The following is a 26,475-nucleotide window of genomic DNA, read 5'->3' as shown; positions in this document are numbered from 1 at the left end:
CTCTTGCATTTTGGAATGATCGTTTTAAATTGACCGATAACAACCTGATTGGCAAGCTTCGATTATCGAATTCGCCATCACGAATAGTTTAAAGGAGCCTTTGGCCCATGATTGATCTGTATTACTGGCCAACCCCGAACGGCCATAAAATCACGCTGTTCCTTGAAGAAGCCGGACTGGACTACAAGATCGTGCCGGTCAATATCGGTACCGGCGATCAGTTCAAACCGGAATTCCTGGCCTTTTCGCCCAACAACCGCATGCCCGCGATCATTGATCACGATCCGGCCGATGGTGGCGACGCCATTACGGTGTTTGAGTCTGGCGCCATCTTGCAATATCTGGCCGAGAAAACCGGAAAGTTCATCCCGAGTGATGTGCGCGGGCGCAAAACGGTGATGGAATGGCTGTTCTGGCAGATGGGCGGCCTTGGCCCGATGGCCGGTCAGAACCATCATTTCGGCACCTATGCACCGGAAAAGATCCCGTACGCGATCACCCGTTATGTCAACGAGACCAACCGTCTTTATGGCGTTCTGAACAAGCGTCTTGAGGGCCGCAAATTCATTGCCGGTGATGACTACACGATTGCCGATATGGCCTGCTATCCATGGATAGTCAGCCACGAAAAACAGCAGCAGGACCTGAATGAGTTCCCGAACCTGAAACGCTGGTTCGAAGCCATACAATCCCGTCCGGCAACGATTGCGGCCTATAAGGCTGGCGAAGGTCTGCGCGCAGGCGAAATGAGTGAAGAAGACAAGAAGGTCCTGTTTGGTCAAACGGCGAAAAGCACCCAGAAATCCTGACCAGATGGACCAAACCACAAGATCATGAAAAAACCGCCAGCCCTGTTGCAGGACTGGCGGTTTTGTTTTGCGTGATCGTCTCTAAGGCTTAGGCGTTACGCACTTCGGCCAGGAACGATTCAACAGCTTCGTTCAGAACAGCCGCCTGACGTCCAAGCCCCTCGGCAAGGCCAAGCACCTCGCCCGAAAGCTTTTCGGCGTCATTTGCTGCCGTCGACACGCCCGAGATATTTTCAGATACATCGCGGCTGCCGTGTGATGCCTGTTCGACGTTGCGCGCGATTTCCTGGGTTGCGGCCCCCTGCTCTTCAACGGCGGATGCGATTGTCGTCGTCGCCCCGTCGAGGCTTCGGATGGTCTCAGCAATTTCGGCAATCGCATTAACGGCATTGGATGTAGCGACCTGAATGTCGCTGACCTGGGACCGGATATCCTCGGTTGCCTTTGCCGTCTGGTTTGCAAGGTTCTTGACCTCGTTGGCGACAACAGCAAAGCCCTTGCCGGCATCACCGGCACGCGCGGCCTCGATCGTTGCGTTCAGGGCCAGAAGGTTGGTCTGCTCGGCAATGTCGGTGATCAGCGAAACAACTTCACCGATCTGGTTTGCCGCCTCTGCAAGCAATTCGATCTTCTGATGCGTTTCTTCCGAGGTTTGAACAGCACCTTTGGCGATGGTTGCGGATTGGGCGACCTGATTGCTGATTTCGGCAATAGACGTGCTCAGTTCCTCAGCCGCCGAGGCAACCGTCTCCACATTGGTCGACATTTCCTGCGATGCTGCCGAAACAACCGTTGAACGTTCGCCGACCTGCTTGGAGGTATCGGTCATCGCATTGGCAGAGCTTTGCATATTGCCCGATGCCTCGATCACCTGGGCAACAACCTGCCCGACACTGGCTTCGAAACTGTCGGCCATTTTGCGAAGGGCCGCACGCTTGTCTTCTTCGGCGATGCGTTCCTGCTCTTCACGCTGGGTGCGCATTTCTTCCATTTCGATGGTTTTCGATTTGAAGATATCCATCGCCCGTGCCAGATCGCCGATCTCGCTTTTCTGGTGGGTGTAATTAACCTCGATATTGTGATCGCCCTGCGACAGACGCAGCATGTTTTCCGAAATATCGAAAAGCGGGCGGGTAATACCGCGGCTGATCATCAACGAGACGCCAACAACCGCAACCAGGATCGCCAAGGCAACACCACCCATCACCAGCATGATTTGCATGAAAACAGCGTTTACATCATCGATGTAAATGCCGGTGGCGACGATCCAGCCCCACGGTTTGAAATCCTTGACGAATGAAAGCTTCGGACGAAGATCATCCGAATTCGGGACCTTGTAGGTATAATCGACAAAACCCTCGCCCTTCTCTTCGGCGACGCGCACGAACTCGCGATAAAGGAATTTGCCCGATCCATCGACATTGTCGGTCAAGTTCTTGCCAACAAGATCCTTCTTGATGTCATGGATCAGAAGAACCGGTGTGTGATCAAACACAAAGAAATAGTTCTTCTCATCATAACGAAGGGCTGCAACAGCGCCTTTGGCGGCATTTTGCGCCTCTTCGGTGGTCATTTCGCCGGACTGTTCCAGCGCATGATAATGACCAATCAAATTGATTGTGGATTCAACAAGGTTCTTCGTTTTTGTTTTGCGGTCCTCAAGCATGTTTTGGCGCAATTCGGTCAGACCGAACGCCCCGACCAGCAACACCGCAAGAACCGCGCCCGCGACAATAATCAGCATACGTGTGCCGATTTTCACCGAACTCAGTGACAACATGGCATTCCCCTTCCCCTTGGATATTCCTTGCCAAGGTATCGGCAAGGTTTTCTTGTTTTAGAACCACTTCACAAACACTGAAGTCGGCAGCCCGTGACCATGTCACAAATCATCATACCAATTGAATCGCATATATTATGCATTATCTCTTTGCTGTGACGGCCATCACAGCTGCTTGCCATTTCAGCTTGGCATCCGATAATCTTCCTATCGCTATCCGGGCACACCAACGCACGATAAGACGCCCCAAACAAGTGATCTGTCGTGCGACATTTGACGTAGTCATTTCAGTAATTTACATCATTTCTCAGCATCTTGGCCAAAGGACACCTCATGCGCCCACTTCGCACAATCCTGTTGGCCCTGATCCCGGCAAGCCTGCTTGCGGCCTGTGCATTCCCGCCAGAAAACGCGCTTTATGATCAGTCACCCGGCATCCCGCCCTACATGCAGGATAATTTCGAGGATTACGTATCTGAAACGCGTGACTGGATCGCCTCCCATCGGGTTTTTCTGACCGATGACCATGAAATGGAAATTGCGCGCAACATTCCGTTTGAAGTTCGGCCTGAACCAATGGACGCAAATAAGCCCAGCCGTGGGGTTTTGTTCGTTCATGGTCTGGGATCAAGCCCTTGGTACTTCCACGACATTGCAGTGGCGATGGCCAAGGATGGCTGGCTCGCACGGTCGATGTTGCTGCCTGGCCACGGCACCCGCCCGGGTGATCTCAGCCTGCCCGATTATGAGGACTGGACGGGATCGGTCGCCCATCAGGTTGCGCTTCTGGAACGCGAGGTGGATGAAGTCTGGCTGGGTGGTTTTTCAACCGGTGGCAATCTTGTCACCAGTTACGCTGCTCGGAACCCGGACATTGACGGGCTGTTGCTGTTTTCGCCGGGCATCGAGCCGGGCAGTGATCTGTTATTCCTGACACCACTGGTCCAGTATCTGTGGGATTGGGTCGATGCCGATCCGGAAGACAACGTGATCAACTATCAATCCCTGTCGACCAAGGCATCGGCACTTTATTACCGCAGCGTCACCGACGTCGATGATGCGCTTGACGCAAAGCCGTTTGACCGCCCCGCCCTTGTTACCATGAGCGCGGACGACAGTGTGCTCGATCCAATTGCAATGCTTCATCGCTTTGAGACGCATTTCACCAACCCGGCTTCACGCCTGGTCTGGTATGATGAAGTCAACGCACCAAGCAACGACAGCCGGATTGAGAACCTCAACAGCAATCTGCCCGATCAACAGATCAGTAGTTTCTCACATCTGAGCGCCCTGTTCTCGCCCGACAATCCGTATTACGGTGCGAAGGGAAGCTTTGTCTTCATCGAGAACGGTCAGGAAGACATCGAACGACCAGCGGATCGAGCACTGCTCTGGCGCAGTGCATGGGGATATATGGAGCCGGGCAAGTACCATGCCCGACTGACCTGGAACCCCTATTTCGATGCCTTGATCGACGCAATCGGCGACGTCACCAACTAGGCCAAAGGACCCGTCAACACCATGACCAACAGCGAACAGGAAATGATGAGTGCAGGGCATATTCATCACCCCAACCATCGCACCCGTGTGTTTGCCCTGATTGCGTTTATGGTGTTGTGTCTGATCATATCGGCATTTGGCGGGGCGGTGACAGCCACCAGCGTCAATGACTGGTATGCGGCACTGAACAAGCCGTTCTTCCGCCCACCCAACTGGGTTTTCGGCCCGGTATGGACCGTCATTTATTTCATGATCGCCTTTAGCGGCTGGCGCGCCTGGCTCAAGGTGGGCATCGCCAACGCCAAAGGCGCCTTTGGCCTTTATGCAGGTCAGTTGACGCTTAACCTTGCATGGTCGTTTTTGTTCTTTGGCGCGCAGTCACCCCTATTGGGCCTGATTGATATCGTAATCCTGCTTGGCCTGATCATTGCCAACATGGTTGCGTTCTGGAAGATTGACCGTCTGGCCGGGATGCTATTGGTGCCCTACGCCCTTTGGGTGGCTTTTGCCACCCTGCTCAATGCCGCGATCTGGCAGCTTAATTAACTGCTTGGTTCTGCGACGACATCAATTTCCGTTTCGGTGGCCGCACGATCACTGTTGGGCTCCGAAGCTTCGGTTGTTTGCGCAACACTATCCATGCCCAATCGCCCAATCGATGGCAAACGCAGTGCCGGACGGTTGAAATCAATCCCGAAGTTCAGCCCCAGCAGATTAAGCTCGATCCCTTCTTCCAGACCAAGCGACATACCAAGGACACCCAAAAGGTTGGCCTGCACGCCCTGTCCGCTGGAAGAAAGCCCAACCGGATTTGTGATCGGGCGATAATCCTTGCCGATTGCGTTGGCTGGCATATCAAGGTTCAACCCCGGCACTTCCCGGCCGATATGGGCGATAAAGGTGTTGCTGTTCGGGCCCGGATAACTGCGATATTCGCGCGGGAACGGATAGGATTTGATCGCCTGTTCGATCTCGGGGATCAGCTTTTCGGCCGCCTCGCCCCGATGGGCCGCCAGAAGTTCCGGCTTCGAGCCATACCAAAGACCATCCGGGATCGCGTAATTCTGGCGCACCACATTGCCGCTGCCCCACCCCACCACGTCATAGCGGGTATATCGGGTTTCACCGGCACGCTTATAGATAATCCATGGATGAACCGCGAAATAGGCGCGCCAGCCAAATGTTTCGGCCGCCATCACCATGACAATCGCCTGATCCCGGTTGGCGACCGCATCAGGCGCCACACCCGAAGAATGGCGTGGCGCATTGCGCCACGTATAGCGTTCCTTGGCTTTTTCACCCGGCGGGTCTTCTGCCAGGCTGATGCCAAATGGCAGGACAAGAACGGCCAAAAGACCAAGAAACAGGGTTTTGCCTTTACGCAACGTCGATCCAATCAAACTAACAGGTCATGACTTTGTTATTACGGTTAAAGCAGACAAGTAGGATCAAAAAAAGGCAACGCAACCTTCTATCCTGAGGGGAATCCATCTTTATTCCGCCTGAAGTGGCGAAACCGGGCCTATGGCCAGGCCGCAAAAGTATCATCACGCAAACGCTCGTGCGCACGTCGTAACCGGCGATAGCCACCGGGTGCCTCCCCCATATAACGTTTGAAAAACCGGCTGAAATAGGCTGGATCGCGAAAACCCAAACCATACGCGATCTGCGCCACACCAAGCGGGGATTGTTCCAAACGCATGCAGGCCTCGCGCAGGACACGTTCATGGATAATCGTTAAGGGCGGCTTTCCGGTTGCGCGCAACACCGCAGACCCCAATCTGCGTTCACTGACGCCAAGGGCCTTTGCATAATCGGCAACATTCCAATGTTCGCGAAAATGCAGCTCCAGCACCTGCAAAAATCGCTGAAAGGTGATTGAGCCCGGACCATGCTGGTTGCGTTGCGCCATCACGCCTTCTGCCAGACGCAGAACCATGGTCAGAATGATATGTAAATGCGCGCCAACCACAAGACTGGCACCAAGTGCATTTCCCATCAGCTCAGACCGGATGGCTTCAAAGCTGCGCTCAAGCAACACCAGATTGCCACTGCCCTCTTGCGGGGTAACGTTATGAACGGTGTCTGCGGCAAAGCGCAAAGGCAGGCCAGTCCCGGCAAGACCACCTGCCACTGAACTGCCATCACCGCAATGGCGTGCCACCAGATCCTCCGCAACGGAAAGCAAATAACCATCACTGCCGGGACCAACGCTGAAACGCTGCGTTTCACCGAGCGGCAACCAGACCAGGGCGGGGGCCGTACACCTGATCGTGCCATGCCGCAAGCCAACCTCGGCCCGGCCACTTTGCAGCAACACTGCATAACAGCGATCTCGCCGCGCTGGATCGTTCATTACCCAGGCCTGTTGCGACAACGGATGATCGAAACGATCCATCATTGCCTGTGCTGCGACAGGGACAAGATCCGTAAACGGGCTTTCGGTACCGTCGTCCCGGCCAGAGGCCGAAAACGGATGACCTTGTCGATCAATCATGCCTTTTTATCGCCCATCTATTCCCAAATAGTTATAGGTATAAATGTACAATTTTTCGTCTTAAATTGTCAATTTAGGCACCTTTACATTCGAACCTTTCCATTGCCTACTGGAAAAAAGGTCAAAGAAACCGTCAAAAACAAAAAGAATGCAACGAATACAAACCTGTTATTTTGACACATCAAAACAACAGTGGGGAGGATAACCACCAATTTTACTTCGTGATGCGAAGTATCTTGGTAAAAACGCGACCGCATCCTCCGAAAAATACATCAACCGGGCCAAGGTCCGGGTCATCACCCTGCTGTGTCAGGCGACGTTTGACCGTTTGGTCATGCGCAATATTTTGCTTCGTCGCAGTCCGGCTGATAATGAAAATTCAGGAGAAACGTCATGAATCAGGCCCAACTTTTGATCAACAATCAGGACGTAAGTGCGTCAAACAACCGCACTTTTGAACGCAAGAACCCGGTCACTGGCGAAGTCGCAACCGTGGCTGCGGCCGCCAATGCTGCCGATGCCCGCAAGGCCGCCGATGCCGCCGCCGCCGCCTTCCCGGAATGGTCGAAAATGGGTCCGGGCGCACGGCGCAAGATCCTGCTTAAGGCTGCCGACATCATGGAGGCCAAGGGCGATCAGTTCGGTCAGCTGGTCCTTGATGAAACCGGCAGCACGCGCATGTGGGGTGGATTCAACGCCCATCTTGCCGCCAATATGCTGCGTGAAGCCGGTGGCATGACGACACAAATTCAGGGCGATGTCATTCCGTCTGACACGCCGGGTCTGATGGCCATGGGCATTCGTCAGCCGGTTGGTGTGGTTCTGGGCATTGCGCCCTGGAACGCCCCGGTGATCCTTGGTACGCGCGCGATTGCCATGCCGCTTGCCTGTGGCAATACCGTCATTCTCAAGGCGTCCGAACTTTGCCCGGCCCTGCATCGTTTGATCGGAGATTGCCTGGTTGAAGCCGGCGCGCCCGAAGGTGTTGTCAACGTTGTGACCAATGCCCCGGAAGATGCGCCGGAAATCGTTGAAACCCTGATTGCCCATCCGGCCGTGCGTCGCATCAACTTTACCGGCTCGACCCGTGTCGGGCGCATCATTGCCAAGCTTGCGGCTGAACACCTTAAGCCGGTTCTGCTTGAACTGGGTGGCAAGGCACCGTTCCTTGTTCTGGATGACGCCGACCTTGATGAGGCGGTTAATGGTGCGGCCTTTGGCGCCTATATGAACCAGGGCCAAATTTGCATGTCGACCGAACGCCTGATTGTTGACAATGCGGTTGCCGATGACTTTGTTGCCAAACTGGCCGCCAAGGCCAAAACCCTGACCGCAGGCGATCCGGCCAAGGCCGAAAACATCCTTGGCGGTGTTGTCAGTGTCGAGGCGGTCAATCGCATCGAGGAACTGGTCGAAGACGCGGTGTCCAAGGGTGCCAAACTGGTCGCCGGTTCGGGCAAGGCCAAGGACGGCGTTCTGATGGATGCCAGCCTGCTTGACCACGTCACCCCGGCAATGAAAATCTATTCCGAGGAGAGCTTTGGCCCGATCTGTGTTGTCATTCGCGCAGGGGACGAGGACGAGGCCGTTCGCATCGCCAATGACAGCGAATATGGCCTGTCATCTGCGGTCTTCTCGACCAACATTCCGCGTGCGATGGAAGTTGCCAAACGCATTGAAAGCGGCATCTGCCACATCAACAGCCCGACCGTTCAGGACGAAGCACAGATGCCGTTTGGCGGTGTGAAGTCGTCCGGCTATGGCCGTTTCGGATCCCAGGCATCGATTGATGAATTCACCGAAATGCGCTGGATCACGATCCAGAGCGGCAAGCGCCACTATCCGTTCTAAGCCTTGCTGTTCATGAAGATACGCAGGGGGGAAGCCTGATTTCGTGAGAACTGTTCCCTCACCAAATCAGGACCTGTGTGCGGGCCGTCAGATGCATCATCTGGCGGCCCGTGTTTTTTGGGGATGTCGATCAGCCGCGCAGAACGGCCTGCACCAAAACTTCCAACGCGCTTGAAAACTTCGATCGGTCTTTCTGGGTAAAGGCGGCATTCCGCCCTTGCTCGCCCGTGACTTCGCGCATATGGGCGGCGATTTCACGCCCGGCCAGCGCATTGCCAATATTGGCCTCGGTAAATTCCTGACCGTTGGCTTTGAGAACCCGGGCACCGATTTCAATCCCGCGCGATGCCAGCGGAATATCATTGGTAATGATCACATCACGTGCGCGCGCGTTTTCCGCAATCCAGTCATCGGCGGCATCGGGTTCCGGCGGCACAATCACGATCTTGATCAACGGATTGCGTGACGGGCGAATGCCGCCGTTTGATACCATGATCATCTCGATCCGGTGGCGTTCAGCCACACGTTCGCATTCTGCCTTCACCGGGCAGGCATCGGCATCAACAAACAAACGTGGACGGGTGTTTTCAGTATTTTCGTTCATGGCGCGATAATCGCCGGGACGCGATCAAAGTCAAGCCATCATGAACCCTGCCCGACCGGCGCAGAATGCTTTGCATCGCGCATCACGGCCAAAACCACCGCCCCGACAAAGGCAAACGCACAGGCCATCAAAACGGTCGTCTGGAAATCAAAGGCACTGGCCACCACCCCGGTCAAAAGATTGCCGATCAAACCACCGACAAACAGCGTGCTGACATAGTAACTGGTCGCAACACCGGGCTGATCGGTGGCGAAGTTTTGAACGAACGTCATGCTGATCCCGGCAAAGATACCGTAATAAAGCCCATCAAGTGTCGCGAGGGCCAGCACATCAACAAGTGTCGTCGCCTGATAAATCAGGCCAAAGAATACCGCCCCAAAAAGGGCCGCGATCAACATGCCCTTACGCTCGCCCACCCGTTTGATCAGCGTTGCGCAGAAATAGATCACCACCACTTCGACAAAGCATTTCACCGTCAGGGCAAATCCGGCCGAAGACGCCACCAGCCCCAACTCGGTCGAGAAATAAAGCGGCATTGCCGAAACAAACACCACATTGGCCGCCCCGATGAAAAACACCGGCACGCAGGCCGACAACAGGCCAAAGTTAAAGGGGACTTTCTGCCCGGTTTTCAGACTGTTGGGGTGATGGGTTTTAAATGCGCCCGGCACAATCACCAAACAGGTCACACACCAGCTCGCGGCAAGTCCGGCAATTGCATAATAGGTCGGGGCAAAACCATAGACGCCATAAAATGACAAGGACGCCGCCGGCCCCACCATCCAGCCAAGCGATGTCTGGATGCGAAGGAAGCCGTTGAACTTGACGACATCGCGCCCGGTCTGTTCGGCAAACAGGCGCCCGAATGAATACATCACCGAAAGCGCACCGGACCCAATTCCCAGAAGGATCGATGCAATGCCAAGATAAACCCAGTAAATCTGAAACAGACCCAGCAGGGTCATCCCAACGCCAAAGCACAGAATACTGGTCACCAGCAGGAACTTGATCGGCACCGCCCGGTCAATCGCACGCCCAAATGTGCGGTTCACAATCAGCGTCACGCACACCTGGACAATCGCCACCAGGCTTAGCTTCCAGGGGGCTTGCCCCAAACCTTCGACAACATAAAGCCCGGCCAAGGGTGCAGCACTCGACGAGGCAAAAGCCCCAACAAGCAGCAAGCCAAGCACAAGAAACGGATAGCGATCCAGAACCGCCATGATTGGCGACAGCCCGGCCTTTTGGCCAGCCCCAACATCGTTTACGCCGTCACCTGCCCCATCACCCTGCATCGAAACCGTCCCCTAACCTGTCATGGCATCACGGGAACCGTTCTAGCGTCTCAACCTGAAATCGTTAAACATTTCCGCGCTTTACGCATCAGATGTCATAAAAGCATCACGAACGACGCGATATGGATCAGGCAAGACCGCCAACGAAACTTGCAAGCTCCGGGGTTTTCGGGTTGGCAAAGACCGTTTCCGGATCGCCGGTTTCATGAATGCGGCCCTGATGCATAAAGACCAGCTTGTCGCAAACTTCACGCGCAAAACGCATTTCGTGTGTGACCATGACAAGCGTCATGCCTTCTTCGGCAAGTTGGCGGACAACCGCCAAAACCTCGTTGACCAGTTCGGGGTCAAGTGCGGATGTCACTTCGTCACACAAAAGAACCTTTGGCTTCATCGCCAGTGCACGGGCGATCGCCACGCGCTGTTGCTGCCCGCCTGACAATTGATCGGGGTAATGCATCATCTTGTCCGCCAAGCCGACCTTGGCCAGCATTTCCTCAGCGATTTGTTTAGCCTCGGCCTTGGATTGCTTTTTGACGACCTGCGGGGACAGCATGACGTTCTCAAGGGCCGTGTAATGCGGGAACAGGTTGAACTGTTGAAACACCATGCCGACCTGAAGTCGAAGGCCAAGCAGATCCGCATCACGGTCGCTGATCTTTTTGCCATCAACGATGATCACACCATCATCAATGACCTCAAGCCCGTTGATTGTGCGCAACAGCGTGCTTTTGCCCGATCCGCTTTTACCAATCAGGGCAATGACCTGCCCCTCGTCGATTGAAAGATCAATGCCCTTGAGAACTTCGAGCTCGCCAAAGCTTTTATGGATGGCATGCAATTCAACGAGCGACATGGCGGAACTTTCCTTCGAGGTGGCGGGCAAAAAGCGATAGCGGATAACAAATCAGGAAATACATCACCGCCACACAGCCATAGACCGTAAACGGTTCATAGGTGGCATTGGTGATCATGGTGCCGGCCTTGGTCAGTTCAACAAAGCCGATGATTGATGCCACGGCTGTTCCCTTGACCACCTGAACCGAAAAGCCCACCGTTGGTGGGACGGCAATGCGAAGCGCCTGCGGCAAAACGATATAGCGCATCTGTTGGGTAAAATTCATGCCAAGGCTTGCCGATGCTTCCCATTGACCCTTGCCAATCGATTCAACACATCCGCGCCAGATTTCGGTCAGAAACGCACTGGTGAACAATGTCAGGCCAAGGGTTGCCGCCACCCATGGCGACACATCCAGCCCGATCAGTGGCAAGCCGAAAAAGACAATGAATAACTGCATCAAAAGCGGCGTGCCCTGAAACAGTTCGACATAGCCGCGCACCAGTCGGATCACCCACGGATTGCCAGCCGTGCGCACCATCAAAAGCAACAAGCCAACCAGCCCGCCAAGCACAAAGGCCGTAAGCGACAGCAACACTGTCCAGCGCGCGGCAAGCAACAGGTTATAAACAATATCCCACAGGGAAAATTCAGACATGACGCCGCCGTTCAAACAGGAAGTTACCGAGAACCTTCAAGCCCATCCGAAGCAGGATCGACATCACAAGATACAAACCCGTCACCACGAAATAGACTTCAAACGCCCGGAAATTAAGCGCCTGAATATAGTTCGCGCCGAATGTCAGTTCCTCGGCCGCGATCTGCGAACAGACCGATGATCCCAGCATGACAATTACAATCTGACTGGAAAGGGCCGGCCAGATTTTCTTGAGTGCGGGTAAAATCACGACATAACGGAAAATTTGCACCCGGTTCATTGCAAGACTTTGGGCTGCTTCGATCTGGCCTTGCGGGATAGCCAGAATGCCGGCCCGGATGATTTCCGTGGAATAGGCACCGAGATTGACGATCATCGCCAAAACGGCGGCCTGAAATTCAGTCAGCTTCACGCCAAGTGCGGGAAGCCCGAAGAAGATAAAGAAGAGTTGCACCAAAAACGGTGTGTTGCGGATCAGTTCCACATACACACCGACAATCTGGCTGATCACCGGGGCGCGCGACGCACGCGCCCACGCCCCCATGATCCCGAGCCCGACGCCAACCACAGCACCGATGACTGTTAGCTCCGTGGTCAGAATGACCCCGTCAAACAGCAGTTGCCAATGCGGCACGATGGCGCCGAAATCGAATTTATATGCCATTGATCTATAACGATCCTGTCAATCAGCCAAAAAGCTTAGAGTTTTTCCGGAAGCGGAATACCAAGCCACTTTTCGGCAATCGCATTCAAACGACCATCGGCGATTGAAGCTGCGATGATCTCATTGACCTTGGCCATGAGTTCCGGCTCTTCTTTGTTCAGGCCGACATAGCAGGGCGAGTTTTTGATCAGGAATTTCGGCTCCGGCTTGCGCGGCGGGTCGCGTTCAATGATCGCGGCTGCCGTCACGTTCCCAGTCGCGATCAGATCTACCTGACCCGACAGGAAGGCCGAAATCGTGCCGTTATTGTCTTCGTAGCGTTTGATATCAACGTCAGACGGCGCAATCTTGGTCAGTTCAAGATCTTCGATTGCACCACGCGTCACGCCAACCGACATACCCACAAGGTCGGCTGCCTTTTCGACCGAAAAATCAGCCGGGCCAAAGACGCCGTTATAGAACGGTGCATAGGGATCGCTAAAATCGATCACCTTTTCACGGTCCGGGTTCTTGCCAAGGCTGGAAATCACCAGATCGACCTTGCCGGTGTTGAGATATGGGATGCGGTTGCTCGAGGTGACCGGTACCAGTTCAAGCTTTACACCAAGCTCTTCGGCAATCAGGGCCGCCATATCAATGTCATAGCCCTTTGGCTGCATATCGGTCCCCACCGAACCAAATGGCGGAAAGTCCTGCGGCACGGCAACCTTGAGAACACCGGCCTCGGAGATGCTGTCGAGCGCGCTGGCCGACGCTGCCCCAAGCGGTGCAGCAAGCATTGCCACCGCAGCAATCGCAGTTTTGAAGAATTGTTTCATGAGCCTCTACCCGTCTGTCTAATCGTTTCTGAAATTATGTGCATTATTTTTAGCCTGATTTTGACGCTGCACATTTTTTGATCTTTTGTCTATGAATAATTTTTTCTTCAGCGTAAATTCAGCATGAGATTGATCATAATCCTTTAAAAATCAGCATTTTTTGAATATCAAAAACCATTCAACTGGTCTGACCAGATGTGGGACAATACATGACACGCAGTGAAACCGCCCCGGAACGCGCAGCCCGGGACATTCGGAACCTGATAAAAAACAAGGGCCTAAAGGCAGGTGACTCGCTGCCTGCCCAGCGCAATCTGGCAAGCGAACTGGGTATCAGCCGCACCAGCCTGCGCGAAGCTCTTGCCACACTCGAAGCTCTTGGACTGATCCACATCCACGCCGGAAAAGGCGTATACATCACCGATCGCCAGAACCTGCCGCCGATTGGCCAGGACCGAAATCGCCAGGCCGGACAGGTTTATCAGTTCCGGCTTGCGATCGAGCCCTATGTTGCCGGCCTTGCGGCCCAGATGCGCAGCAAGGATCACCTCGATGCGCTTGAGACCAGCATCACCGATATGCGAAACGCGCTAGAGACAGACGACCTGATTGCCGCTGCCACCGCCGATACGGAATTTCATGAAGTTCTTCTTCTGGCGTCGGGCAACCCGATGTTTGCCAAGGCCATGCATCCCGCAGCCCAGATCATTCACGAGAACCAGATGCTGCCCTTTGCCAACGCCAAGGCGATTGCCGCCCCGCTCGCCGAACACGAGCAAGTTTTGCGTTATGTGCGTGAACACAACCCATCCGGCGCGCGCGATGCCATGCATTTCCATGTCCTGAGTGCCGCCACCCGCGCCAAGATCGCCTTCTTGCGCCCTTAAGGACAACTTTTTGGCAAAACAAAACCCCCACCCGGTTTCCCGGATGGGGGTTTCGTTAATACGGCGCCCTTCACAAGGAAGGACAAGCCGAATTAGGCAGCGGTCAGATCATCTGCCGAAACGCGGCCCGAACGTGAGTCGGTGCGCAGTTCGTAGTTGATTTTGTCGCCTTCCTGCGGGTGGCCCATGCCAGCGCGTTCAACGGCGCTGATGTGCAGGAATACGTCATTTCCGCCTTCGTCCGGCTGAATGAAACCAAAACCTTTAGTTGCGTTGAACCATTTAACGGTACCAGTTGCCATCTTTAGATCTCCTATCGAGTATTGATTGGCGTTTCGACACACCCCGCGTGGGTGCGCCTATAGGGGTTTGAAAAACAATCAGGCGCGTTCACGCCTCGGCTGTTTTCCAGAAGTGTTTTCGCGGCCCGCACCACCCGGCTGCCCGCCGGACTGTGCGCCACGATGATTGCGATTGCGGTTTACACCGCCGCGCTTGCCTTGCGGTCCGGTATTTCGGGCACTATTGCTCCCGTTACCAGTCGCGCGGCGTTCCTCGGCACTGCCCATAAAGGACAAACCGGAAGAAATTGAATTGTCAGTTTTCGCCCCGTCGCGACGATTTCCATTGGAATCAACGCGTTTCGTAGGGCGCTTGCCACCATCATTCTGACGGGGGCCATTTTCAGGGTTCCCGCCACGACCATTGGCAGGTTTCGACTTCAGGCCACCCTTGTAACGGCTTTTGGATTTCTCCAGCGCCGGGTTCGAAGGGGCCTTGTCTGCCGATGCTCTTGAAGCATTGTCTGCGCCATCGCGGCTTTGTGTCGTTTGTTTGCGGGCATCATCACGATCACGACGCGGCGCAGAAGTGCGCGCATCACTGCGATCCGAACGATCATTGCGGGCATTCCGGCCATTGGCCGGGCGCCCACCGCGACCATTGCCGCCCGATGCACCACGTCCGCCATTTCCGCGCGACTGACCGCCACCATTGCCACCACTAGTGCGGCGGCCACGGTTGCTTTCACGCGCTTCGTCGGAAAGTGCTTCCTGCTCGGCTGCGGCCTTTGCATCACGGCGATCAATCACCGGAATGCTTTGGCGGGTCGTTTTTTCGATATCGCGCAACAGACCACGTTCTTCTTCATCACAAAACGCAATTGCCGATCCGCTGGCACCACCGCGGGCCGTACGGCCGATACGGTGAACATAGCTTTCCGGCACGTTCGGGAGTTCGAAGTTCACAACGTGGGTCACGCTATCGACGTCGATACCGCGTGCGGCGATATCAGTTGCGACAAGCACGTTGATCTGACCATCCTTAAAGGCGTTCAGAGCACGTTCACGCTGGTTCTGGCTTTTGTTGCCATGAATGGCAGCTGCGCTGATTTTATTGGCTTCAAGATGGCGCGCGACACGGTCCGCACCGCGCTTGGTCCGGGTAAAGACCAGCGTACGCTTGAAAGCCGGATTATCAAGAAGCTCTGCCAGCAGCTGACGCTTACGGGTGCGTTCGATCAAATAGACCGACTGCTCGACGCGTTCCTGGGTGGTGGCAACCGGGGTTACCGACACCTTGACAGGATCAGACAGCATGTCCCCGGCCAGCTGACCAATCTGGGTCGGCATGGTGGCAGAGAAAAACAGGTTCTGGCGATCACGCGGCAACATCTTGATAATGCGCTTGATCGGCGGCAAGAAGCCAAGATCAAGCATGTGGTCGGCTTCATCAAGCACCACCACTTCAACATGTTTAAGGCTGAGCTTACCGCTATCAACATGGTCAAGCAAACGACCAGGTGTTGCGACAAGAACCTCAACACCAGGGGTTATTGCCTTGATCTGCGGACCAGGGGCAACACCACCAACAACGACAGCCGTGCGAACATTAAGAAAGCGGCCATAGGCACGGAAACTTTCGCCAATCTGGGCGGCAAGTTCACGCGTCGGCGCAAGAACAAGTACACGGCATGCCCCTTTGGGCGTGCGGGTTTGGGATTTGGAAAGGCGGTCAAGGATCGGCAATGCGAACGCTGCCGTCTTGCCGGTACCGGTCTGTGCGATACCAAGTAGGTCCTTACCGTCTAGAAGAGAGGGAATGGATTGTGCCTGGATCGGGGTCGGCGCGTCGTAGCCTTCTTGGGCAAGCGCGCGAAGGACCGGCTCGGCGAGGCCGAGTTCGGAAAACTGGGTCAAATAAGGGTAACTCGTAAATTGGAGGCTGCAGACAGCTGGGACTTCGCCCGGTGAAAATTAGTAATCAGGTCTGCGCCTTGCAGTTCTGGAAGCACCCGCGTAGCTGGATACTTCAATGCGTTCTTGGGTTAACCACTCGACAGTAGGGGCGTTAATTCCCCTCTACGCTTCTGGAGCGATCAAATAACAGCCACACCATGCGCAGAGTTTTATCCCCTTGTCAAACAGCTTATTTTTGACAGCCCCGCGTTTTACGCACAACGGCATGGCAGAATTGCGCTGCCATGCCGTTGTGATTTCAAATGCATACTGCCTTTGCCGGCATCAATATGCCGCACACGGGTTCCCTGCCCCGCACGGATTATAGGCCGCACAAGGATTGCTGGCGGCACATGGGTTACTTGCCGCTGGCGCACACGGAGATGCGGCACAGGGCGAGGCAACACAGGGCGACGCAGCACACGGGTTATAAGCGGCACACGGGTTTCCTGCCGCACATGGGTTGGAAGCAGCGCACGGATTGAATGCGGCGCAGGGATTGGCGCTGCATGGCGCAGCCGCGCAAGGGTTAGCTGATCGCACACCGCAGGGGTTAAAACCACCGCACGGACTGGAAGGACTGCAAGGGTTTCCTGCCGCACACGGGTTGTAGGCCGCGCACGGATTGGCACCACACGGGCTTGCCGAACAAGGATTATAGCCCGCACCACATGGATTCGCACCGCACGGGTTATAGCCAGCCCCGCATGGGTTGGCTGAACACGGGTTTGCTGCACATGGGTTCGCGGCACACGGGTTGGCCCCGCAGGGGTTTGCGGCACAAGGATTGGCAGCGCACGGGTTACTGCCCGCTGCCGGAAGTTTGGCCGGGGCCGGATTGGCAACGGCCGAGATGTTTGCGGTGTGGCTGTAGTGATCAAGCGCAACGGCACCAGTTGCCGCAAGGAAGACCGCACCAAACAGGAGTGTGTTTTTCTCGCTCATTTCCGGAAACCATCCATTCCAAAGACAGGACGCAACGCAATGCCAATCCAACTGCCGGCAAAGGCCAGCACAAACCACAGCCAACCATGCACACTGCCCGAGGCGATCCCGCTAAAGAACGCGCCAATGTTGCAGCCAAACGCCAGACGCGCACCATAACCCATCAAAAGCCCGCCAATGGCGGCCGCGATAAGGGATGCAACCGGAACAGAAACCTTGGGTGCGAACTTGCCGGCAAGGGCTGCGGCAAACGCCGCCCCGATCACGATGCCGAAATTCATAACCGAGGTATTATCCTGCAGGACCGAATTACCAAGCGCACGCGCCGGACCAGCCCAGTTCCAGAATTCCCAGGTTTCAACCGGAACACCAATGACCTGCGCGATCTTTGCGCCCCAAAGGCCAAAGCCAAAGGTGATCGACCACGGATGGCCTGCAATCAGAAGCGTCGCAACATTAAGCCCGGCCAAAAGCAAGCCGGTCCAGATCATCGGCCAGGGACCATGGATGAAACGCGCCAGACCTTCGCGCGGTGCCGTTGAAACAACTTCCAACCCGCCATGGGCGCGCTTTTCAACGAACACGGTCAGCAACGCCACCAGCGCCAGACCACCAAACGTCACGGCAAGACCGCCACCAATGCCATATTCACGACCAAGGCTCATCGGCGGCAAGGAGGGCAGCTCAAGCCACATCGGCAGATGGGCCGTGCCGATCACCGCACCAATAATAAAGAACACGAGCGTGACCAGCATGCGCGCACTGCCGCCACCAACGGTGAACAAGGTGCCAGAACCACAGCCCCCGCCAAGCTGCATGCCAAGCCCAAACAAAAACGCCCCGATCAGCACCGACATGCCGACAGGCGCAACCGCCCCAACGACCGATCCGCCAAACGGATTGCCAAGCGCCAGCAACGGGATAAAGGCCGCCGCCGCAACCCCGATCATCAAAAGCTGCGCACGCAAGGCACGGCCGCGCTTTTCAACCGAAAAGCGGCGCCAACCGCCGGTGAAACCGAAGGACGCATGATAAAGCGCAATGCCAAGCAATCCGCCAAGGCCATAAAGCACGGCCTGTTTAAGATCGACGGCCTGTGAAATTGCGATACCGACAAGGACAAACAGGACAGCGGTGATGGCAGCCGGTCCTTTGTCAAAGGTGAAACCCGGTGTTACCGGATTTGCTTTTAAGGTCGTTTCAGACATGGTGAGGCTCAATAACCTGAAATCAGATATCTAAATGAAAACGGAACCGGCTGCCCGGTTCCGTCCAGAATGTTCGCGGCTGGTGGGAGCCGTATGGTTATCCGGTTATTCCGGGATCACCATTTCACGGTTCGGATCCGCCGCCCATTCGGTCATGGAGCCATCATACATCGCCGTGTTCTTGTTGCCCATCACTTCGGAAAGGCCAAACCATGCGACCGATGCCCAGTGACCGGTATTGCAATAGGTGATTTCCTTGCTGTCCTTGGAAACACCTGCATCTGCCACAAGGTTTTCGATCACGTCAGCCGCGACAAAGGCACCATCCTGATCGTTATAAAACTTTGACTGCGGAATGTTTTTCGCCCCCGGAACGGCACCCGGACGGGCGACAACACCGCTTTTTGCTTCGCCCTTGAACTGCGAAACCGGACGGGCATCGACAAGTGCAACACCCTCTGCACGCGCCTTGGCAACATCATCGGCGGTCGCAACAAGTTCCGGACGGAAATTGGCATTGAACGCAACGGCCTTTGGCACGACCGGATCGGTCGAGACTTCCTTGTCCGCGGCAAGCCAGGCGCGCTGACCACCATCAAGGATGGTAACCGCGTCATGACCAAGCACCTTGAAGGTCCAGTAAACGCGGGTGGCAGAACCGAAGTCGGAGCTGTTCTGGCCTGCCGGAACGACAACAACCTGTTTGTCATTGTCGATGCCAAGTGCACCGATGCGTTTAGAAATCACATCAACCGGCGGCAGCATACCAACCACATCATTGACTTTTGCCCGCCAGCCAAACTTGCCATAAGGCGCAAAGACCGCACCCGGAATGTGGCCAGCTTCATAAGGGTTGCCGTCCTTGGTAAGCGAGCGGATATCAACAACAACCATCGACGGGTTATCAAGATTGTCCGCAACCCAGTTGGCATCAACCAGCGGCTTTTCGGTAAGACGTTCCGCCTGCGCAGCACTGCCCGCAAAGGCAAAAGTGACCGCCGCAACGGCAGAAAGGATAAGGGAACGCATGGGGCTGTCTCCAATGATCAATTCATCATGATTTTGTGCAATATACCTAATTCATCACAAATAAATGTCAATACAATCTATATTACATTTATAGTTTGTATTAATGGCTAGCAGCACAATAATCTACGTGCCGCGCAATTCAGAACGAAGGGCTTTAGCTATTAAGTCTGATCAAGGCCGAAGATTATTGAGATAGCGGGCAAATTCGCGCGCGAATGAATCCTGGGTTTCCAGATTACGCAAGGCAGGCGGGCGGGTCAGGAACCCGTGCAGGGCGGCAATGATGAATTCCGCAACGGCCGAGGGTTCAATATCGGTGCGCACAGTCTTGTCGAACTGCGCCTTGCCAATGCGGGACGCAAGCCCGCGCCGCCAATACCGGTAAACACCGTCAATACGCTTGCGCAGGCTTTCATCAAGTTCCCCGGCACCGGATGCCAGACGCGCCAAGGGACATCCGCCGGCCAGCATTGCCGGTGCATTTTCACTGCCCAATCGATCCACCTGCCCCATCAACACGGGCAATATATCCTCTGCCCCTTCGAGATCATCCAGCCAGACCTCGTCAACATAGCCCGGCAGGCATTCCTCGATCACGGCGTTGATCAGTTTGGCCTTGCCGGAAAAGTGGTGATAAAGCGCACCTTTCGTACAGCCGCTTTGTTCAAGGATGTTGCTGATTGACGCCCCGCCGAACCCGGCCCGGCGGATTTCGCCAAACGCCGCGTCCAGAAGCTTCTGACGGGTGGCATCCGGGTTGCGGATCCTTTTGGGGACGAGTGCTGTTTCGGACGCACCATCAAGCTCCATGCTTTCGCCGACTTCCAGCACATCATCGTCATGACCTTCATCAGGACGTGAAATGCGGGAAAGGGCGGCAGAGAAGCTGAATGGTTCTTTTGACATCGCGCCGTTCTGTTTTTTTGATTTGAACCGGGGATTGGAACCCGTAACTTTCAGGTTCCACTGTTTTTTTCGTGCCGTCAATCATACTGGTGTTTAGTCAAAACATCCGCATGGGGACGAACATCACGCAGCCCCTTGCAATTCAGTGCAAAGCGTACTCTATTGTTCGGCCATGCCCTTTCGGGCGAGCCCCAAACATCCGTTGGATCGAAGATGCAGCTTGATTCCATCGCCTTCGTTGCAGCCGAAACCAAAATCGCACAGGATGCGATGTATCGGCTAAAACACAGATACGGCCACATTGCGCCCGACAAGGCCGACGTGATCGTAGCCCTTGGCGGCGACGGGTTCATGCTGGAAACCCTGCACCGTTATATGGGCCGCAAGGTGCCGATCTATGGCATGAACCGGGGCACGGTCGGATTTCTGATGAATGAATTCCGCGAAATGAATTTGACCGACCGCATCGCAGAGGCCCAGACGGTCGAGCTGCACCCGCTTCAGATGGAAGCCCACACCGTTTCGGGCGAAAGCCTGTGTGCGCTGGCAATCAATGAAGTGTCGCTTTTGCGTGAAACCCGTCAGGCCGCTAAACTGCGTATCAAGGTTGATGGCGTTGAACGTCTGGCCGAACTGGTTTGCGATGGCGCGCTTGTCTGCACGCCAGCCGGCAGTACGGCCTATAACCTGTCGGCACATGGTCCGATCCTGCCGATGGGAAGCGGGTTGTTAGCCCTTACCCCGATCAGTCCGTTTCGCCCGCGTCGTTGGCGTGGCGCACTTTTGCCCCATGGCGCAGAAGTTGTCTTCCAGATCGAGAACCCCGAAAAGCGCCCGGTTTCGGCCGTTGCCGACTATACCGAGGTTCGCGATGTCTCGAGCGTGAAAATCCGTGAAGACCGCAGCATGAAAATCAAGCTGCTATTTGATCCGGAACACAATCTTGAAGAACGTATCCTCAAGGAACAATTCGTCGAATGACCACCGCCGCACTTGCCCCGTCAGAAAACACCATTCAATGGTGCCGCAAACTGATCCGCCATCAATCCGTCAGCATGACGCCCAATCTGGCGCTGATTGACGAGGTAAAGGCATTCCTGGATGGTTTGGGCTATGACACGCTGGTTGTGCGCGACCCGACGGATACCAAGGCCAACCTTTATGCCACCATCGGCCCGAACGTTGCGGGTGGTGTGATCCTGTCAGGCCACAGTGACGTGGTCCCGACCGAAGGCCAGAACTGGGCGTCTGATCCCTACGAGATTGATATCCGCAACGAAAAGCTTTATGGCCGCGGATCGTGCGACATGAAGGGTTTTCTGGCCTGCCTTCTGGCCAAGGCGGAAACTTTCAAGAACGCCAACCTTCGGGTGCCGATCCATCTGGCTTTCACCTATGACGAAGAAGTTGGCTGTCTGGGTGTGCCAAGCCTGGTCGAGGCGATCAACAACCTGCCACACAAACCGGCCATGTGCATCGTTGGAGAACCGACCGAGATGAAGGTCATCACCCAGCACAAGGGCAAATTTTCTGCCCGTGCACATTTCACCGGTCGTTCGGGGCACTCGTCGTTGCCGCGCGAAGGGGTCAATGCGGTTGAATTTGCCGCCGAACTGGTGGTGTTCCTGCGTAAGCTTGGCCGTGAATGCCGCGAAAACGGCCCGCATGATGACGAGTTTGAGCCAAACCACACCACCTTCCATACCGGTGTGATCAAGGGTGGCACACAGCTCAACATCATTCCGCAGAATTGCTTTGTCGATTTTGAATTCCGCAATCTGCCCAATGACGATCGCGAAGCACTTAAAGCCAAGATTTACGATTACATCGAAAATACCCTTGAACCCGAAATGCGCGAGATTTACGACGATGTAGGCATCGAGGTTGAAGTGGTTTCCGATATGCCGGGCCTTGCCACCGGCGATGACGAAGAAGTCACCAAACTTGTCATGGCGCTCACGGGTGCCAACACCACCGGCAAGGTCAGCTTCGGCACAGAGGCCGGCGCATTTTCGGCCCTTGGCGATATTCCAACCGTGGTCTGCGGCCCGGGCAGTATCGAACAGGCCCACAAGCCCGACGAATTCATCGAACTTGATCAGTTGGGCCGTTGCGAAGTGTTCCTCGATAAGCTTCTGGCGGTTTTGGTCAAGTAACCGGCTTAGCGGAACTCGGCCGCCATATGGTTCAATTCGTCCCACAGGCTGCCGGCAAAGCTGCGCAAAACAATCAGCTCGAAACTGTCATCTTCGATGCGGGTGATCATTGCCCCGATGTGCCCAATCTGGGTCATGGCCGACTGACCGATGGCGAACAGATCGGCTGACAGATCGACCATGGTGCCCTTGGCCAGAACTGTGCGTGATGATGGCCCGGACAACCTCATGCGCACCCGCCCGTGCGTCTGATCGGCCAGTGCAAATTGGCTGGGTAGCCCCGCCTGAATTTCCGTCAGCCGGTCAGAAGAAACATCCGCATCCCCCACCCAGAACCACTGATTTGGCGCGGACTTGCGCACATCCGCACCAAGCTCCGGGGCAATCTTTGCAAGCGCCTTCTTCAGGGCCGCTTCATCGCTTTTGGCATCGCCCAGCAAATGGATCACAAAGCCACCTTTCACCGGGGCGAGACTGATCGACGCACCGGCACCCGCCGCGACGTGGGGCGGAAATGCGCCACGGTTTTCCAATGGATAATCACGCATGGAGTTTCTCATTTTCTGGATCGACAAAGGCAGGATTGCACAGGATGCCGGTGACAGTTGTTCCGGCCAGACCATTCCAGATAACAACTTCCTCGCCATGACGTTTGGGGCCGTTTTTAACCAGCGCCAAACCAATCGCATGCCCCAGTGTCGGTGAATGACACATCGAGGTGACATAGCCCTGATCATTGGCAAGACTGACGTCTTCACCGGGATTAAGAATGTGCGATCCGGTGGCGAACTTGTCAGACGGTGATTTCGGCTTGATCCCGACCAGTGCTGGACGATCTGGATCAACCAGCCCTTCACGCAGGTTCATTACCCGGCCGATAAAGTCATCCTTCTTGGCTGACACCATCCTGCCCATGCCCAGATCGGCAGGTGTGACTGTGCCGTTAATTTCAGCGTGGGTGACATGGCCCTTTTCAATCCGCATCACGCCAAGGGTCTCGGTGCCGTATGGCGTGATGCCGAATTCTTCCCCGGCAGCCATGACCGCATCAGCAACGCTCTCGCCATATCCGGCAGGCACCGCGATTTCATAGGCGAGCTCGCCCGAGAACGAAATTCGGAACAACCGCCCCTTCAGGCGTCCCCCAAACATCGACACTTCGCGCGCAGCCAGGAACGGGAATGCCTCGTTCGAGATATCATCATCAATGATTTTGGACAGCACCTCACGCGACCTGGGCCCGGCAATCGCCATCTGGGCCCATTGGTCGGTCGCCGACGCCAAACGGACATCCAACTCCGGCCACAGCACCTGCGCACAGAATTCCAGATGGGTCAAAACCCCGGCGGCAAGGGCCGTCGTCGTCGTCATGAAGTAATGATTTCCGCCAAGACAACTTGTCGTGCCGTCATCATACACAAAGCCATCCTCGCGCAGCATGATGCCATAGCGCGCCTTGCCCACCGGCAGTTTCAGGAAGGCATTGCAATAAACCCGGTTCAGGAACTCTGCCGCATCAGCACCAAAAATCTCGATCTTGCCAAGGGTGGACACATCACAGATACCGACCTTGGTTCGCACGGTATTGACTTCACGGTCCACGCTATCACGCCAGAAGGTCTCGCCATCCTTGGGGAACCAGCTGGATCGGTACCAAAGCCCGGTTTCTACGAACTTAGCACCATTGCGCCCTGCCCAACCATGCAGCGGTGATTTGCGCACTGGCTGAAAATCCATTCCCTTGGACGCCCCGACCAGCGCACCGAAAGATACTGGCGTGTAAAACGGACGGAAGGTTGTTGTACCGATTTCGCCGGGCGAAACACCCTTGTTCTCGGCCAGAATGCCAATGGCATTCACATTCGATGTCTTGCCTTGATCAGTCGCCATGCCGTTGGTGGTATAACGTTTGGCAAGTTCTACATGATCATAGCCTTCGCGCATGGCAAGGGTAATGTCAGACGCCGCGACGTCATTCTGGAAGTCAACAAACGCCTTGCCCTTGGTCGAAGCGACATGCCAGACCGGCTGGATATGATCGACTGTTTCCGCGGTCTGCTCGACACCCGGAAGTGATGCGGCCTCGCCCATCACACCCAGTTCCGCCAACGCCTTGACGGCGGCAACACCGCCGTCTGCAAAACAGTCAGCAATGCCAGCTTTTCCGGCAACCGCCCCGCAGGGCGTCATGCCATCGGTATTTTCCGGCGGCATGAAACCGACATGCGCGTCCGACCAGACAGGTTTGCCTCCACGATGGCAGGCCAGATGCACAATCGGGCTATAGCCGCCTGATACGCCAAGGGCATCCACCGCGATAACTTCATCACGACCATCATCATGGCGGACCGTGATGGATTTGATCGCCTTGCGACCCGCAGTATCACGCACCATTGCACCGGCAATCAGGCGCGCCTTACCGTCATAATCAATATTCGGGCAGGTGCGCGGATCAATGATCGCGGCGACCTCGATACCACGTACCTCAAGGTCCAGCGCGGTCTGATAGGCCTGACTGTTATTGGCAAACAACGCCACCCGTTTGCCCGGTGCTACGCCATAGGCATTCAAATAGGTGCGCATGGCACCGGCCATCATGACACCCGGGCGATCATTGCCACCAAAGACAATCGGACGCTCTTCCGCCCCGGTCGCCAGCACCACTTGGCGCGCGACGATGCGCCAAAGACGTTCCATCGCACGGTGCGGGTTGATCTCGCCTTCGGGCAGATGCTTTTGCACCCGTTCGACCGCGCCAAACACCTGATCATCATAGGCGGCAAAAACGGTTGTGCGTTTTTTGATTTCGACATTGGAAAGGGCGTGCAATTCACCAATGATATCGGCAAGCACCGCGTCGGCCGGCTTACCACCCACCGGGCTTCCTTCGGCGATCAAACCGCCGCCAAGTTGCACTCCTTCATCGGCAATGATCACGCGCACACCGGCCCGCCCAGCCGTCAGGGCAGCGGCAAGCCCAGCTGGCCCTGCCCCAATCACCAGAAGATCGCAATGTGCCCAGCATTTTTCGTAATAGCCCGGATCGGGGTCATAGCTTGCCCGCCCCAAACCGGCAGCCTTGCGGATCAGCGGTTCATAGACCTTTTCCCAAAAGGCGGCTGGCCACATGAATGTCTTGTAATAGAACCCGGCGCCTAAAAGCGGCCCAAGCAACCCATTGGCCGCCCCGATATCAAAATTGACATTCGGCCAGCAGTTCTGCGACCTGGCTTCAAGCCCATCAAACAGTTCCGCCATGGTCGCACGGGTGTTGGGATCACGCCGCCCGTCCCGCCCGATGGTCAGAAGCGCGTTGGGTTCCGCAGCCCCGGCGGTCAGGATGCCGCGTGGTCGGTGATATTTGAAACTACGGCCAACCAACTGCTTGCCATTGGCCAACAGGCTTGATGCAACCGTATCGCCACCAAAGCCAGTGAGTACTTCGCCATTAAAGGTAAAGCGGCGCACATCATTGCGGTCAATCAGGGTACCGCCATCAATCCGGAAACTGGTCATGCCCGTTCCCCCAATTTCAAGGTGCTTGCATCGACCACGTCAGACGTTTCATGGGTCAGGGTATTGCGCGTCAAGACCAGCCAGCGGCGACACCCGCCGGAATGGTGCCAGTATTCGCGATGTTCACCGCGCGGGTTGTCGCGCAGGTAAACATGATCAAACCAAAGGGCTTCATCGGCACCGGCATCTGGGCGCGGGGTTGCGACTTCGCCGCGGATTGTAAATTCCTCGCGTGGGCGCAAACCGCAATGAGGACATTTGACAAGACTACTCATTT

24 protein-coding genes are annotated in these 26,475 nt (G+C 55.6%); 7 read left to right on the top strand and 17 right to left on the bottom strand.

Going from position 1 to position 26,475, the window contains the following annotated elements:
- The first annotated feature begins 107 nt into the window (after nt 1-107).
- Nucleotides 108-809: a glutathione binding-like protein gene (locus tag TH2_RS18875; protein WP_008892048.1), complete on the top strand. Its 702-nt coding sequence runs from the start codon at nt 108-110 to the stop codon at nt 807-809.
- Between the two features lie 88 nt (nt 810-897).
- On the opposite strand, the gene TH2_RS18870 is transcribed toward TH2_RS18875, so the two are convergent.
- Nucleotides 898-2,589 carry a methyl-accepting chemotaxis protein gene (locus tag TH2_RS18870; protein ID WP_008892047.1) on the bottom strand — a complete coding sequence of 564 codons (1,692 nt, stop codon included), beginning with the start codon at nt 2,587-2,589 and terminating at the stop codon, nt 898-900.
- Between the two features lie 333 nt (nt 2,590-2,922).
- Between TH2_RS18870 and TH2_RS18865 the strand changes: the two genes are divergently transcribed.
- Together TH2_RS18865 and TH2_RS18860 are read left to right on the top strand one after the other, a co-directional pair.
- Nucleotides 2,923-4,089, top strand: coding sequence for an alpha/beta hydrolase (locus tag TH2_RS18865; RefSeq protein WP_008892046.1), 1,167 nt, complete (start codon nt 2,923-2,925; stop codon nt 4,087-4,089).
- 21 nt (nt 4,090-4,110) lie between these two features.
- The gene (locus tag TH2_RS18860) at nt 4,111-4,635 is read left to right on the top strand and encodes a TspO/MBR family protein (protein WP_008892045.1); all 525 of its coding nucleotides are present in this window, start codon (nt 4,111-4,113) and stop codon (nt 4,633-4,635) included.
- Here the strand turns inward: TH2_RS18860 and TH2_RS18855 are convergent.
- Nucleotides 4,632-5,474 carry a DUF3750 domain-containing protein gene (locus TH2_RS18855; RefSeq protein WP_051007673.1) on the bottom strand — a complete coding sequence of 281 codons (843 nt, stop codon included), beginning with the start codon at nt 5,472-5,474 and terminating at the stop codon, nt 4,632-4,634. The two genes, TH2_RS18860 and TH2_RS18855, sit on opposite strands and share 4 nt — an antisense overlap.
- Nucleotides 5,475-5,611: 137 nt before the next feature.
- Complete coding sequence (locus TH2_RS18850; RefSeq protein ID WP_008892043.1) at nt 5,612-6,586, bottom strand: helix-turn-helix domain-containing protein; 975 nt, start codon at nt 6,584-6,586, stop codon at nt 5,612-5,614.
- A gap of 393 nt (nt 6,587-6,979) precedes the next feature.
- Between TH2_RS18850 and TH2_RS18845 the strand changes: the two genes are divergently transcribed.
- Nucleotides 6,980-8,437: an aldehyde dehydrogenase gene (locus tag TH2_RS18845; RefSeq protein WP_008892042.1), complete on the top strand. Its 1,458-nt coding sequence runs from the start codon at nt 6,980-6,982 to the stop codon at nt 8,435-8,437.
- A gap of 130 nt (nt 8,438-8,567) precedes the next feature.
- On the opposite strand, the gene TH2_RS18840 is transcribed toward TH2_RS18845, so the two are convergent.
- The 6 genes from TH2_RS18840 to TH2_RS18815 all read right to left on the bottom strand — a co-directional run bounded on the left by TH2_RS18840 (nt 8,568) and on the right by TH2_RS18815 (nt 13,314).
- The gene (locus tag TH2_RS18840) at nt 8,568-9,041 is read right to left on the bottom strand and encodes a YaiI/YqxD family protein (RefSeq protein WP_008892041.1); all 474 of its coding nucleotides are present in this window, start codon (nt 9,039-9,041) and stop codon (nt 8,568-8,570) included.
- A gap of 38 nt (nt 9,042-9,079) precedes the next feature.
- Complete coding sequence (locus TH2_RS18835; RefSeq protein ID WP_008892040.1) at nt 9,080-10,336, bottom strand: MFS transporter; 1,257 nt, start codon at nt 10,334-10,336, stop codon at nt 9,080-9,082.
- A gap of 127 nt (nt 10,337-10,463) precedes the next feature.
- Nucleotides 10,464-11,192, bottom strand: a complete 729-nt coding sequence (locus TH2_RS18830; protein WP_008892039.1) for an amino acid ABC transporter ATP-binding protein — start codon at nt 11,190-11,192, stop codon at nt 10,464-10,466.
- On the bottom strand, nt 11,179-11,832 hold the full coding sequence (locus TH2_RS18825) for an amino acid ABC transporter permease (RefSeq protein WP_008892038.1): 654 nt from the start codon (nt 11,830-11,832) through the stop codon (nt 11,179-11,181). The genes TH2_RS18830 and TH2_RS18825 overlap by 14 nt, the downstream gene beginning before the upstream one ends.
- Nucleotides 11,825-12,496 (bottom strand): amino acid ABC transporter permease, encoded by a 672-nt coding sequence (locus TH2_RS18820; RefSeq protein WP_008892037.1) that lies wholly within the window; start codon nt 12,494-12,496, stop codon nt 11,825-11,827. The genes TH2_RS18825 and TH2_RS18820 overlap by 8 nt, the downstream gene beginning before the upstream one ends.
- Before the next feature lie 35 nt (nt 12,497-12,531).
- Nucleotides 12,532-13,314 carry a transporter substrate-binding domain-containing protein gene (locus TH2_RS18815; protein ID WP_008892036.1) on the bottom strand — a complete coding sequence of 261 codons (783 nt, stop codon included), beginning with the start codon at nt 13,312-13,314 and terminating at the stop codon, nt 12,532-12,534.
- 209 nt (nt 13,315-13,523) lie between these two features.
- Between TH2_RS18815 and TH2_RS18810 the strand changes: the two genes are divergently transcribed.
- Nucleotides 13,524-14,201 carry a FadR/GntR family transcriptional regulator gene (locus tag TH2_RS18810; protein WP_008892035.1) on the top strand — a complete coding sequence of 226 codons (678 nt, stop codon included), beginning with the start codon at nt 13,524-13,526 and terminating at the stop codon, nt 14,199-14,201.
- A gap of 92 nt (nt 14,202-14,293) precedes the next feature.
- Here the strand turns inward: TH2_RS18810 and TH2_RS18805 are convergent, their stop codons facing one another.
- From TH2_RS18805 to TH2_RS18780, 5 genes are all read right to left on the bottom strand, one after another.
- A complete protein-coding gene (locus TH2_RS18805; protein ID WP_008892034.1) occupies nt 14,294-14,503 on the bottom strand; it encodes a cold-shock protein in 210 nt (69 codons plus the stop codon).
- 78 nt (nt 14,504-14,581) lie between these two features.
- Nucleotides 14,582-16,399: a DEAD/DEAH box helicase gene (locus TH2_RS21930; protein WP_008892033.1), complete on the bottom strand. Its 1,818-nt coding sequence runs from the start codon at nt 16,397-16,399 to the stop codon at nt 14,582-14,584.
- A gap of 980 nt (nt 16,400-17,379) precedes the next feature.
- Nucleotides 17,380-18,591 (bottom strand): YeeE/YedE family protein, encoded by a 1,212-nt coding sequence (locus TH2_RS18790; RefSeq protein WP_008892032.1) that lies wholly within the window; start codon nt 18,589-18,591, stop codon nt 17,380-17,382.
- 105 nt (nt 18,592-18,696) lie between these two features.
- Complete coding sequence (locus tag TH2_RS18785) at nt 18,697-19,620, bottom strand: sulfurtransferase (protein ID WP_008892031.1); 924 nt, start codon at nt 19,618-19,620, stop codon at nt 18,697-18,699.
- A 171-nt stretch (nt 19,621-19,791) separates the two neighbouring features.
- The gene (locus TH2_RS18780) at nt 19,792-20,526 is read right to left on the bottom strand and encodes a TetR/AcrR family transcriptional regulator (RefSeq protein WP_008892030.1); all 735 of its coding nucleotides are present in this window, start codon (nt 20,524-20,526) and stop codon (nt 19,792-19,794) included.
- 213 nt (nt 20,527-20,739) lie between these two features.
- Here TH2_RS18780 and TH2_RS18775 point away from each other — a divergent pair, with 213 nt between their 5' ends.
- Complete coding sequence (locus TH2_RS18775) at nt 20,740-21,507, top strand: NAD kinase (protein ID WP_040824675.1); 768 nt, start codon at nt 20,740-20,742, stop codon at nt 21,505-21,507.
- A complete protein-coding gene (argE, locus tag TH2_RS18770; protein ID WP_008892028.1) occupies nt 21,504-22,682 on the top strand; it encodes an acetylornithine deacetylase in 1,179 nt (392 codons plus the stop codon). The genes TH2_RS18775 and argE overlap by 4 nt, the downstream gene beginning before the upstream one ends.
- Nucleotides 22,683-22,687: 5 nt before the next feature.
- On the opposite strand, the gene TH2_RS18765 is transcribed toward argE, so the two are convergent.
- Genes TH2_RS18765 through TH2_RS18755 form a run of 3 tightly spaced genes read right to left on the bottom strand, consistent with a single transcriptional unit; the run spans nt 22,688 to nt 26,473 of the window.
- Nucleotides 22,688-23,230: a sarcosine oxidase subunit gamma gene (locus TH2_RS18765; protein ID WP_008892027.1), complete on the bottom strand. Its 543-nt coding sequence runs from the start codon at nt 23,228-23,230 to the stop codon at nt 22,688-22,690.
- Nucleotides 23,223-26,198, bottom strand: a complete 2,976-nt coding sequence (locus TH2_RS18760; protein ID WP_008892026.1) for a sarcosine oxidase subunit alpha family protein — start codon at nt 26,196-26,198, stop codon at nt 23,223-23,225. The genes TH2_RS18765 and TH2_RS18760 overlap by 8 nt, the downstream gene beginning before the upstream one ends.
- Nucleotides 26,195-26,473 (bottom strand): sarcosine oxidase subunit delta, encoded by a 279-nt coding sequence (locus TH2_RS18755; protein WP_008892025.1) that lies wholly within the window; start codon nt 26,471-26,473, stop codon nt 26,195-26,197. Before TH2_RS18755 ends, TH2_RS18760 begins: the two co-directional genes overlap by 4 nt.
- Nucleotides 26,474-26,475: the final 2 nt, after the last annotated feature.

The sequence above is a fragment of the Thalassospira profundimaris WP0211 genome (assembly GCF_000300275.1).
Classification (GTDB): domain Bacteria; phylum Pseudomonadota; class Alphaproteobacteria; order Rhodospirillales; family Thalassospiraceae; genus Thalassospira; species Thalassospira profundimaris.
The sequence above is the reverse complement of the archived record's forward strand: the minus strand, read 5'-3'. Positions and strand labels throughout refer to the sequence as shown.